The 11830-nt window shown below is 32.8% G+C and carries 10 protein-coding genes; all 10 read right to left on the bottom strand.

Annotated elements, in window-relative coordinates; all coding sequences use genetic code 11:
- Nucleotides 1-59: 59 nt before the first annotated feature.
- The 10 genes from OZP07_RS00235 to OZP07_RS00190 all read right to left on the bottom strand — a co-directional run bounded on the left by OZP07_RS00235 (nt 60) and on the right by OZP07_RS00190 (nt 11805).
- Nucleotides 60-1292, bottom strand: a complete 1233-nt coding sequence (locus OZP07_RS00235; protein ID WP_194641444.1) for a murein hydrolase activator EnvC family protein — start codon at nt 1290-1292, stop codon at nt 60-62.
- Between the two features lie 25 nt (nt 1293-1317).
- Nucleotides 1318-2121 carry a lipoprotein insertase outer membrane protein LolB1 gene (gene lolB1 / locus OZP07_RS00230; RefSeq protein WP_281636849.1) on the bottom strand — a complete coding sequence of 268 codons (804 nt, stop codon included), beginning with the start codon at nt 2119-2121 and terminating at the stop codon, nt 1318-1320.
- Entirely contained in the window at nt 2121-3473 is a 1353-nt protein-coding gene (locus tag OZP07_RS00225) for a tetratricopeptide repeat protein (RefSeq protein WP_281636848.1), read from the bottom strand. The genes lolB1 and OZP07_RS00225 overlap by 1 nt, the downstream gene beginning before the upstream one ends.
- A gap of 155 nt (nt 3474-3628) precedes the next feature.
- The gene (locus tag OZP07_RS00220; protein ID WP_281636847.1) at nt 3629-4639 is read right to left on the bottom strand and encodes a sugar phosphate nucleotidyltransferase; all 1011 of its coding nucleotides are present in this window, start codon (nt 4637-4639) and stop codon (nt 3629-3631) included.
- A gap of 80 nt (nt 4640-4719) precedes the next feature.
- Nucleotides 4720-5154 carry a dUTP diphosphatase gene (gene dut / locus OZP07_RS00215; RefSeq protein ID WP_281636846.1) on the bottom strand — a complete coding sequence of 145 codons (435 nt, stop codon included), beginning with the start codon at nt 5152-5154 and terminating at the stop codon, nt 4720-4722.
- Between the two features lie 54 nt (nt 5155-5208).
- Nucleotides 5209-6678 (bottom strand): lipopolysaccharide biosynthesis protein, encoded by a 1470-nt coding sequence (locus OZP07_RS00210; RefSeq protein ID WP_281636845.1) that lies wholly within the window; start codon nt 6676-6678, stop codon nt 5209-5211.
- Nucleotides 6679-6806: 128 nt separating this feature from the next.
- Nucleotides 6807-8237, bottom strand: a complete 1431-nt coding sequence (locus OZP07_RS00205; RefSeq protein ID WP_281636844.1) for an AAA family ATPase — start codon at nt 8235-8237, stop codon at nt 6807-6809.
- 71 nt (nt 8238-8308) lie between these two features.
- Nucleotides 8309-9139: an ATP-binding cassette domain-containing protein gene (locus OZP07_RS00200; RefSeq protein WP_194641450.1), complete on the bottom strand. Its 831-nt coding sequence runs from the start codon at nt 9137-9139 to the stop codon at nt 8309-8311.
- Between the two features lie 6 nt (nt 9140-9145).
- Entirely contained in the window at nt 9146-9916 is a 771-nt protein-coding gene (locus OZP07_RS00195) for an ABC transporter permease (protein ID WP_194641451.1), read from the bottom strand.
- Between the two features lie 74 nt (nt 9917-9990).
- Nucleotides 9991-11805, bottom strand: coding sequence for an OmpA family protein (locus OZP07_RS00190; protein WP_281636843.1), 1815 nt, complete (start codon nt 11803-11805; stop codon nt 9991-9993).
- Nucleotides 11806-11830 lie beyond the last annotated feature (25 nt).

The raw sequence follows: 11830 nt of genomic DNA, 5'->3' as shown, positions 1-11830 counted from the left end.
AACAGCACTATTTCATTTTTGTAAATAAAATAGTGCTGTCATTATTTTTTGCAGAAAGCCTACATATTATAAAGCCAGCTTGCAGGATTGTTATAAGTTGTATTTTGTGAAATTGTAAATTTCAAAATTGTTCTTCCATCTCCGTTTGTTCTTATTTTTCCCAAATTTTGTTTGATATTTACTTTTTCACCTTTGGTTACATAAACAGAACTCAAATTTTGATAAACTGTAAAACAATCTCCATGCTGTATCATTACCGCTTTATTTACCGGAGATAAAACGATTACACTGCTTACTTCTCCGCCAAAGACCGCTCTGGCATTTGCTCCCTGTTCTGTTGTAATTTCCACTCCGCTGTTATGAATCACAAGGCTTGGATAAACAGGATGCGGCTGTTCTCCATACCCCAAAGACACAAAACCTTTCTCTACAGGCCAAGGCAGTTTTCCTTTATTTGCTCTAAAATTATCTGCTAATATTTTAGCTTCGGCTGTTAATACTATTCTGGACGATGTGTATGCTCCTGCTGAAGCATTTGGGTTTTCACTTGCTGCCTTTCTGTTAGCCTCTGCGATTGCTTCACGAATTAAACGATCAATCTGACGGTCAATCGCTCTGGATTCGGTTTGTTTTCTTTTGATATCAGCGGTGATTTTTTTCTTGTCTTTTTTGATTGAATTCACCAGCTTTAATTGTTCTCTTTTTTCTTTTTCAAGAGACTGTTTCTCTTTATTATTTTCTGCTAATAATTTCTTCTTGGCAATTTTTTGAATATTCAGTTTTTCATTAAAACCCAAAAGTTCGTTTGTTTTGGATTTAATTTCTTCTCCCTGCATTTTTCTAAATCCAGTATATTGTTTCATGTACTGAGCTCTTTTATAGGCCTGCAGAAAATTTTCCGATGATAATAAAAACATAGCACGGCTTTGTTCGGATCGGCTTTTGTATGATTTGACTATCATCTTAGCATAATCTTCCTTGAGAACAACTAATTCTCTGTTCAGCTTGTTCATTTTTAACTGATTAATGTACATATCATTTCCGAGAATCTTTGTTTGTTTCTCTGTAGTACGAATCAGTTTTTCTTTGAGTTTAATTTTATTGCTTTGTAAAATAATTACATTAACGGCAGATCTTTCTTTATTCTTTACCGATTTCAACAGCTTTTCATTATCCAAAATTTCTTGCTGAATTTCGGCTTTACGCTTTTCTAATTTTTCCTGCTGCGACTCCTGACCCCAAATCAATGAGGTTGTGCATAAAAAAAATAGTCCTAAGAGAAATTTTTGCATTTTACAATTATATATTGGTTCAAATTTACTTAATTAAAATTCTTTTATAACCACTTGGCACACTATATGGAAAATTAAGTTCTTCGTTTATGGTTATATTATTGTATTCCAAATCAATGCTTGTTTTACCTTTTTCCTGTACAGCATTTATGCCAATATCGGCTGGTAATTGATTTTCATTATATTTTTTATAATTCGAATACAAAATTTCAATATTTCTGTTTTCCGAAGTTTGAGAAATCTCCTGTTTATTTAATAAAAATAAATCCTTGTCAAAAAAGAAATATTTTTTTGTATTGCTATCTGCAAGATCTTCTAATCGATAAGACTGATCAATTAATGAATCCTGATACTTTCCTTTAGTTAAATCATCAAGAGTTTGCCCAATCAGCATATTCTGCACTTTATTATAATCCAAATCTGTACCCAGCCATTTGCTTAAGGTGCTAAAATCCCCTTCAAAATAAGTACCGTTTAATTTCTCATAATAACTTACAGAAACTGGTGTTATTAATGCCTTGGCCATTGTGATTCCCAGAAAACGAATACTTACCAAAATTTGTTCGTCTTTTTTTATTTTAATTTCTGCCGATAAATTTTGACTTTGTTTTTCGTCTTCATATTTAACGCTGGATTTTATATACAGCGTTTTAAAATCAATTTTATTAGCATAATGATTTTTCACGATCCGCTCTGCAGACAATTCTTTGGAATCTTCTTTTTTACTGGCTTCCGCAACTTTTCCTTTAGCTTTACATGAGACCAACAAAGATGAGCTGCCTACACAGATTATACAAACAAAAAGTAGTCTTACAAGAAATCGATTCATTATTTTTTTTCCTTTAATAATTGATTGGCTTTATTAAAATATAATTCTTTTTTGGCTGTATCGCCTAATCCGTTATAGGCTTCACCAAGCTGGATATTGAAATTAATTTCTAAATCTTTATTGTCTACAACATAATCAATTCCCATTTCAAGAATATCCTTGGCTTTTTTAAAAAGCTGCAGCTGATTATTAGCCAGACCTGCATAGTAATAAAACTGGGGTTCTGCCGGATAAGTTTCAATCATCGTCATAGCTTTTTTTACTACGGATTCAAACTGTTTGAGTTCAGTACTGGCTTGAAGCCAAAGCAAACTGGTATCCAAATCGATTTCTGAATTATTTTTTTCAGACATTTCATAATACTTAATAGCCTTGTCCCATTGTTTTTTATTGTGATAAAATTTACCAATTTCTTTGGCCGCATTTATTTCTTTATCATTTTTGAAATAACCAATGGCTTTGTCCAAATCAGCTGTAAACTGCGGATTGGCATTAACAAAAAGCAAAAATTCATTCAGAATTCTATGTTTTATTTTTGGATCAACTTTAGGGCTTGCCAAAACTGCATTCATTGATTTTACAGCACTAGAGCCATCATTTTTTTCAATATAGTTTTTAAACAAACTTATTTGCGCCCAAACAGATTCCGGTATTTCTTTTTCTAATTTTTTTGCAACTTCCTCTGCTTTGTCATCTTCATTATTACTAGAATACAAAAAAATCAAAGCAATATAATTGGATTCTTCTTTTGGATTTTTATCAATAAGATCTTTTAAATTAGTAACCTCTGCATTTTGAAATTTACCTGCCGATAAAATTTCCATTTTATACATTTCCCTTCTTTCGGTTTTTCCAACTTTCTCATTCAATTCGTTAATTCCGGCCAAAGCTTTATCAAATTGCTTGGTTACCATATAAAGCGAAACCAAGTCTTCTTTATATTCTTCATCAAAAGGAATTATTTTACTGACAATATTTATAGCCTGATTAAAATCTTTGGTCTCATAACATACGTCATATAATCCAACCCAAAACCATTTATTGTTAGGATCAATCTGCGCAGCATGTTCAAATGAGGAATAGGCATTTTTGTAATCTTTGGAAGCCAGATAATTCTTCCCCATTTCAAAATAAATCGTAGCATTATTGGGTTTCAATTTTAAGCATTGATCTAATGCTGCTAATGATTTATCGTAGTTTTCAATGCTTTTCTGAAAAATGGATTCGTAAAAAAAATCTTGAAATTTGTCTCCATCTACTTTAATTTCCTCTGGTTCTGTTTGTGCCAATACCGAAAAAGCATTGCAAAGCAAAACAGAAAAAGCGAATATGAAAGTCCATTTTTTTTTCATTGAAAAGAAGTCTTGGGAAACAAAATACTATCGTCAAATTTACACGCTTTATTTCAGAACAGACACTCCTGCAAAATAAAATAAAAAAATAACAAAGCAGCATAATAAAAACTTAAATAATGCTGCTTCGTTATTTTTAAATATTTCTTTTAAAATTATTCTAAAACTGAGTAATCGCCAATGCTTATACTGGTAAAATTCCCATCAAAACTGGCATGATTCCCAATCATTGCATTGTCTAAAACTGCATTTTTAATATGTGAATGTGTCTGCACCAAACTGTCTTTTATTGTACTGTTTTGTACATGACAGCTATTTCCTAATGAAACGTTTGGCCCGACAGTTGTATTGATTAAAATTACATTTTCTCCAATATAACAAGGAGGAATTATAGTTGAATTTTCTAATTTGACATTTTGAGCCACCAGATTAATTCCGTCGTTATGAAGGAAACCAAGCATTCTGGAATTGGTTTCAACCGTAACATCTTTGTTACCGCAGTCCATCCATTCATCCACTTCACCAGGAACGAATTTCATTCCCTTAGCCATCATTTGTTTAATTCCGTCATTAATCTGATATTCGCCTCCATGAATAATATTGTTATCCAGCACTGACTGCAGTTCATTTTTTAAAACGGCAACATCTTTGAAATAATAAATTCCGATAACAGCAAGATCCGATACGAATTCTTTTGGTTTTTCAACCAGTTCGATTATTTCGTTAGCTTCATTTAAATTTACCACACCAAAAGCTTCAGGTTTATCTACTTGTTTTACCCAGATAACACTGTCTGCTGTTGTGTCCAGATCAAAATCGGCACGGATTAAAGTATCTGCATAAGCAATAACTGCTGGTCCGCTCAAAGAATCTTTGGCACACATAATTGCATGGCCGGTTCCAAGAGCTTCATTCTGATAATAAATAGTTCCTTTTGCTCCTAATTTTTCAGCAATCGTAATTAAATCATCTTCAACTTTTTTTCCAAAACTTTCGTGAATAACGAATGCTATTTCTTCTATCGGCTGATTTAAAACTCCGGCAATGTCTTCGACTAATCTATGAACAATAGGTTTTCCTGCAACTGGAATTAATGGTTTTGGTATAGTTAACGTATGTGGGCGAAGGCGTGAACCGCGTCCAGCCATTGGGACAATTATTTTCATGTTTTTATTAAAAGATTGAAAAATTAAAAGATTGAAAAATTAGAAAAATCTTTCAATCTTTTAATCGCTAAATTATTAAATTATTTTACTCCTGTACTTCCAAACCCTCCTGCACCTCTTGATGTCTCGGATAATTCATCAACTTCTATCCATTCGGCACGTTCGTGTTTGGCAATGATGAGCTGTGCTATACGTTCTCCATTTTGAATAACAAAAGCATCATTGGATAAATTTACTAAAATTACTCCTATTTCGCCTCTGTAATCGGCATCTACAGTTCCGGGTGCATTGAGAACTGTAATTCCGTTTTTGGCAGCAAGTCCGCTTCTTGGTCTCACCTGAGCTTCGTAGCCTATCGGCAATTCTATAAAAAGACCTGTTTTTACAATAGCTCTTTCTAGTGGCTGCAATGTTATGGCTTCGGTTATATTCGCTCTCAAATCCATTCCTGCTGAAGCTATGGTTTCATAATTTGGCAATGCATGCTGTGATTTGTTGATGATGTTTATTGTCATTATTTTTTTAAATATAAATTGTATCGTCTGTAAAAGTCTTAGTCCTGATTACTCCTAATTTTTAACCGGCCGTTTTAAAATTCGCAAAAGTGTTTCTTTTTCATTGTAATAAATAAAACCCATAAACACCGCCAAAAGTAAAACTCCTATGTAATAATTTTGATTAAATCCATAAAAAGAGATGCATGAAAAACCAATTGATAATGATAGATAACCGCCTATTTTTTTCTTGTCGTATGGAATTGGATAATATTTGTTCCCGAAATAATAGGAAATGAACATCATGCTTCCGTATGCCGCAAGAGTTGCAATAGCCGAACCATAATAGCCGTATATTGGAATTAATAAATAGTTTAATACCAAGGTTACTATTCCGCCTACAATTGAAATATATGCCCCAACATAAGTTTTATCAATAAGCTTATACCAAACAGAAAGATTCGTATAAATACCCAGAAAAAAATTAGCCAATATAATTAATGGCACTACTTTCATCGCTTCCCAATACGTCGAATCTCGAATCATAATTATTTTTAAAAGATCAGCAAATACGATGACGAACAATAAAATTAAAGACCCAAAAATCACGAAATATTTGGTAACAGTTGCATACGTCTGCTGTGCATTTTCATTGGAAGCATGGCTAAAAAAGAAAGGTTCAATTCCTAAAGTATAAGCTGTTCTGTATAAAACCATAAAGAGCCCTAATTTATAACAAGCAGAATATATCCCTACTTGCTCATCGGCAATATTTGCAGGTAATAATTTTCCCAAAAGGATTTTATCAAACTGTTCATTGATGGCAAAAGCAATTCCCGCAACCATAATAGGCAATCCATAGCGCATCATTCGCTTCCAAAGTTCGTAATCGAATTTCCATTTGATGGAAAAATAGTCTGGAAACAGAACAACGAATGTTAGAAAACTCGCAATGATATTAGAAAGAAAAATATATCCAATTTGAAAATTTTCAATATAAACAGTACTTAAAAAACTGTTTGGTTGAGATATTGATATACTTGGCAAAAACATCAAGAAAAACAAATTCAAACATAAATTCACAACAACATTCCCTATTTTGATTGTTGCATAAAATATAGGTCGCTGATTAGCTCTTAACTTGGAAAAAGGCACAATAACTAAGGCATCCAATGCCAAAATCCAGATTGAATACGTAATGTACTGGGTATCTACTCCCGACCAAAGTGCCAAAGAATTTCTAAATAACAACGCCACGAAAATAAAAAGTATAGTGGTCCAAAAAATAGAAATAATCGTGGTTTCGACAACACTTTCCTTATTTTTCTCAGAATTATAAAATCTAAAGAAAGCCGTTTCCATTCCGTATGCCAGGATAACATTGAAAAAAATCATCCAAGCGAAGACTATCGATAACTTTCCATATTCAGCTTTATCCAATAATCCTGTATAAAGTGGTACCAACAAGAAGCTGAACATTCTTGGTATTACTGTGGCAAGTCCGTAAATGGCGGTTTGTTGAAGAAGCTTTTTATATAATCCCAAAATGAGTTGTCTGTTAATTATTATAAAGCAAAAATAACCAATTCTTTGGTTATTTTTTGTGTTTTCCAGTTGAATAATTTGATCTTTAAGGTAATTTCAGATTATTTAATATCAGTAAAAAATAAAAATTATCCTATAAAAAAACTGATTTGGTTTTGAGTATCTTTGGGTTCCGGCACATCTGTTTCTGTAAAAGTTTTTAATACTTCCTGATTAATCAATGACAGACTTACTATTCTGTTCGCTTGATTTTGAACACACTTTTCAAATAAATTGCGGACAACTCTGGCATTTCCAAAATTTTCATCTTTCTTAGAATATAGTAATTCAAAGGTATCGGTTAATTTTTCTTTAGCATCTGCATCTATTATAAAATCAGAGTTTTTGCAAAAATTCTCAAAGATTAAAAATAACTGTTCAGGTGTAAAATGGTCAAATCTAAAAAAACGGTTAAAACGAGACCGCAATCCTGGATTGGATTCTACAAAGTCTTTCATTGGTTCTGTATATCCGGCAACAACAACAGCCAGATCTGCACGATGATCTTCCATTCTTTTTAACAGCGTATTAACCGCTTCAGAGCCATAATCATTTCCTAAAGCATTCTGGGTTAAAGCATAAGCCTCATCAATAAACAATACTCCTCCCAGACTTTCTTCCACCACTTTATCCACTTTGGAAGCGGTTTGTCCCACATAGCCCGCAATCATTCCTTCTCTGTCGGTTTCATACATCTGTCCTTTTGATAAAAATCCCAAATGCTTAAATACCCTGCTCAAAAGTCTGGCTACTGATGTTTTTCCTGTTCCGGGAGGTCCCAAAAAAACAGTGTGTAAAGTAACTTCAATGTTTTTTAATCCTTCTGAAGAACGCTTTTTTTGAATTTTCAAAAGATTTATCAGTTCGTAAACATCTTTTTTTACTTCCTCCAATCCTATTAATTGATCTAATTCCTGAAGCACAATTTCTAAAGAATCGTTCTCTGAAACAAAAGTTACATCCGAATTTTCATTTTTTTTATCCTTTGTTTCTAATCCAATAAATACTCCGAAATCTTCTCGGTTTTTAAACTTAACTTCATAAGAATACTGCAGAAAGTTTTGATATTTCTCTAAAATTCTTTCGCAGTCAGGATTATTAATTTCCAATAAAACACTCGGAATGAAATATTTTTTATCACTCGGCTTTGACCAAAGCAGACTGTTTTCACTTCTGATTTTTGAAATATGCTTTTTAAAATTTTCAGAACCTACTAATGAGTTTAAAGACTTAACCTCTTTTTCATCGGCAAAACTGCCGTTTCGCAAAGCATCATAATAATAGGCCAAAGTAAATCTGGCTCTATCATTTTCTTTTCCTAAACACAGATTGTACATTTCTATACAATCTGAGAGGAAAAAATGTTCTGTTTTTATCAGCAGTCCATTCGAATTATTAGGAACTGCAAGCTCATTTATTTTTTGAACAAATAAATTTTCTTTATTTAATGATGAACAAATGGCAAAGATTTTTGAAGTCTCATCTCTTAATTCTTGAATAAATGAAGCGGTAAAAGCCATTGTTTATCTTTATTACTATTTCTAAAATCTTTTGACAACAGACCAAATTACATTTTTAAAAATCTACTCTATTACGAAATCATCATTTGATGGACAATCTCTTTACTTAGTTTTCGATGGTCTTCTCCAAATTCCGTCCAAGCCAGTCCAATATCCCTAAGGTCATACTTTGCAACAATAGTTCCATATTTTTCTTTTTTCCCATTGATTGTGGGATTCCCGATTACATAAATTGATTGCGCTAGTTCCAAAGCCAATTCAATATCATGTGTAGAAAATATTACCGTATTATAATCGGAAGTTTTGCAAAGCAAAGCAAATGATTTTTTCACTTCTTCAATATTTCCAACATCTAAACCAGAGAAAGGCTCATCCAAAACAATAAAATTATCCGAAGAAAACAACTGTTCTATAATTGCTGTTCTTTGTCTCTGCCCTCCCGAAAGTTCATTTGGATATTTATCGGCACAGTTTTCCAGTCCCCATACTTTCAAATATTCTTTTATTTTACTCTCTTTTTCAGTTTCCGAAAGTGTTGTTTTCCTCAATGAAAATTTAAGCGCCTGATGAACTGTTTTATGTCTGAACAAAGTATATTTTTGATCTACAAAACCAATATCACCTTCTTTAACAAGCTTAGCAGCATTTGGTTCAGGATTTTCAAAATCACGTATCAATATTTTCCCATCTGTACAAGGGACTAATCCCGTTAAGGCTTTAAAAAAAGTAGATTTTCCTCTTCCAGATCTTCCCACAAATGCAATTACCTGTCCTGTACAGTCAACTCCTTCGCGAATAACATCTTTTTCGGTAAGGTTTATATCTTTTATAATTACAGTGTCATCATAGGCAACACTAAGATTTTCTACATATAAAAGTGTTTCTTTATATTCGTGTTTCATTTGAATTTATATTTTTGAATATCTGAATATTGTTTTTCTTAAAAAATTTATACCCGCGTCAAGTGCTAAGCCTATTAATAAAATAATAATCTGCAGTGCTATTATACGTCCGGTATTCATGAATTTATCGGAGTTTTTTATTAAAAATCCCAATCCGCCTGATGCAACAACTATGGATTCAACTGTAACAAGCATCATCCATGTAATCGCCAGATTTTGTCTGATAACATCAATAACATAATCTAGTCTTCCTAAAATAATAACCTGCCAAAGCACTTCCAATCGACTGCATTTTAAAGTTTTGGCATGGTCAAATTCTTCTTGAGGAATGTCTTTGATAACCGCAATTAAAGAGGTTGTCAAGAAAGTTGTCAAGAAAACAACTAGAATCCAAACCTGCATTGTTCTCGCTTCATGGATTACCATTGTGATATAAAATGACAGACCAGTAAAAGGCAAAAAACGGAATTTAGTCACAAATTCAGAAACAGATTTTAAAGCCGGAATTGGCCATGTATAAGCAAATAATAACGAAATTATTGTAGCCAAAAAAATTGAGATAAAACACAATTGCAAAGAATTAAAAATGTGGACAACCAAGCCTTCATTATACAAATCCGTAAAACCGGTTAAAACCTGTCCTGGCGAAGGAAAAAGATGTTTTGTCCCTGAAGTTCCAACAAACCAAATCACTATCAAAAGAAATAGCCAGCCTAATAAAATGAGCGTTTTGTGGCTTTTTGATAATTTCTCAAAAGGGGTAAAAATTTTTATCATAAAAAATATTTTAAAAAACAAAGACACAGTTTTCCATTAACGGATTTCCTGTGTCTTTGCTATTATATAAAAGTTTATTTCAAGAACGTAATTACAACTCTACGGTTTTTCGATTTACCAGATTCTGTACTGTTGTCAGCAACCGGCTCATTTTGACCTTTACCGTCAATCAGCTGGAAACGGTTTTCCGGAATACCTTTTTGTTTCAGATAATCAACAACAGCCTGCGCTCTGCTTTTTGATAAAGCTAAATTAGATTCGCTGTTTCCAACATTATCTGTATGTCCAACAACTGTTAATTTACTATTTTCTGCCTGAACCAAAAGATTATAAATTTTCTCTAAATCTTTATTCGAACTGCTTTGAACAGAAGCACTTCCTGAACTAAAATTGATTTTCCATTCACCAGAAGCCATAACCTCAGTAGCTTGTGTAGAATAATCTGCTTTATCTGCAGAAGTTGATTCGATATCGTTAATATTTTTAAGGAAAAATAAATTTACAGCCTGATCATAAGGAACTACAGCTCCTACATTTTCATTAAATCCAAACGGATTCAATTCAGTTAAATATCCAGAAACTTGATTATAAACTGATTTATATCTGTTTACACCGTCTGACATTCCAAAATACTGCATTGCATCAGCATAATTAAACACCTTTGAACCTCCCATATTATAGGTCAATCCAGCTTTTGTGCCCTGTTGTCCTTTAAACATTTTGTACCAATATTCTGGAGTTTCCATTTTATAAGTATCGCTAACTGCCTGAGAAGCTCTTACTTTCCAGTCTTCATAATTTTTCATTTGATTTGAAGCTGTCAAAGCCGATTTCAAAATATTGGAAACAATATCAGGATTTTTTACCGCCCATTCTTTCACACCAATAAGTGCTGTTGGCATTTGATTATTGAATTCTTTCGTAGAAACGATATCAACAAAACCAGAAAGTTTATCAAAAACCGTTTTATCTCCAGGCGTCCAGGTAGCACAGCCATCAATTTTTCTGTTAACCGATTTTCCAGTTAATTTTCCATTTACCACTTCTTTCAAAGTAACAGTCCAGCCTGTTGTTTGGGATTTAATCAATTCCTCTGCAGATTTGATGTAATCATCATTTTCTGAAGGATAAATATTTACCGCTTCTGCATCATAAGTTGTTGGATCTGGATTTACTTTTAATCCATTTGCAAAACAATAATTTACGGTCGTAACCCAGTCACCATCTCCAAGAACAGCCGAAATAACAGATCCTTTCATAGATTTTGGATCAGATTTCCAATTTGGCGGTCCGATTAATTTATCTTCACCATAACTCATACCGACCACACCCATAACCTGTAAGTGGTATTTGTCTTTTCCGTATTTCTCGTCTAATGATTTTTGAGCAGAACTAATATAAAAAGGTGCTCCGTCACCCATAATCATAACTGCAAAAACACTCTTGTCAGATGAAGGAAAAGCTTCTCCCTTATCAAATTCTTCGATGAATTTCATCTGCATATTACGCAATTCCGAAAGCCAGTCCTGACGCACAATTTCAAGATTAACTCCGTTTTTTTCCATCAAAGAACCCTTTGTTGTTTTTGGTCCACCATTAGCAACAATAATTCCTGACTGAGCATTCCAGGCATATCCTCCAATTCTTACTAAAGGTTTACTGCTTACTTCAGAAGATATGTCAGTAGACGGAAGTGCAATTTTTTCGGCATTAGTAACATTATTTACATCTGTGCCATTCAATTCCATTCCGTTCAATTGTTTTGAAATAGCAGTTTTGATTCCTGGAGAAATATAATATACTGCTCCTAAAATTCCTCCTATTGCAATAATAACAATCAATAATTCAGAAAAAGTGGTTAGCTTTTCCGTTCTTAAAATTTTTCCCATTTTATTTTTAAAATTTAAATTATTT

This window comes from Flavobacterium marginilacus, assembly GCF_026870155.1.
Taxonomy (GTDB): domain Bacteria; phylum Bacteroidota; class Bacteroidia; order Flavobacteriales; family Flavobacteriaceae; genus Flavobacterium; species Flavobacterium marginilacus.
Note: the sequence above shows the minus strand (reverse complement) of the source record. Positions and strands in the feature narration are given on the sequence as shown.

Bases quoted from the DNA above. Each gene is read 5' to 3' on its own strand.
- OZP07_RS00220 (WP_281636847.1), bottom strand. From the start codon at position 4,639: ATGAAAATAATTGTCCCAATGGCTGGACGCGGTTCACGCCTTCGCCCA.
- OZP07_RS00235 (WP_194641444.1), bottom strand. From the start codon at position 1,292: ATGCAAAAATTTCTCTTAGGACTATTTTTTTTATGCACAACCTCATTG.
- OZP07_RS00200 (WP_194641450.1), bottom strand. From the start codon at position 9,139: ATGAAACACGAATATAAAGAAACACTTTTATATGTAGAAAATCTTAGT.
- OZP07_RS00205 (WP_281636844.1), bottom strand. From the start codon at position 8,237: ATGGCTTTTACCGCTTCATTTATTCAAGAATTAAGAGATGAGACTTCA.
- dut (WP_281636846.1), bottom strand. From the start codon at position 5,154: ATGACAATAAACATCATCAACAAATCACAGCATGCATTGCCAAATTAT.
- OZP07_RS00225 (WP_281636848.1), bottom strand. From the start codon at position 3,473: ATGAAAAAAAAATGGACTTTCATATTCGCTTTTTCTGTTTTGCTTTGC.
- OZP07_RS00195 (WP_194641451.1), bottom strand. From the start codon at position 9,916: ATGATAAAAATTTTTACCCCTTTTGAGAAATTATCAAAAAGCCACAAA.
- OZP07_RS00190 (WP_281636843.1), bottom strand. From the start codon at position 11,805: ATGGGAAAAATTTTAAGAACGGAAAAGCTAACCACTTTTTCTGAATTA.
- lolB1 (WP_281636849.1), bottom strand. From the start codon at position 2,121: ATGAATCGATTTCTTGTAAGACTACTTTTTGTTTGTATAATCTGTGTA.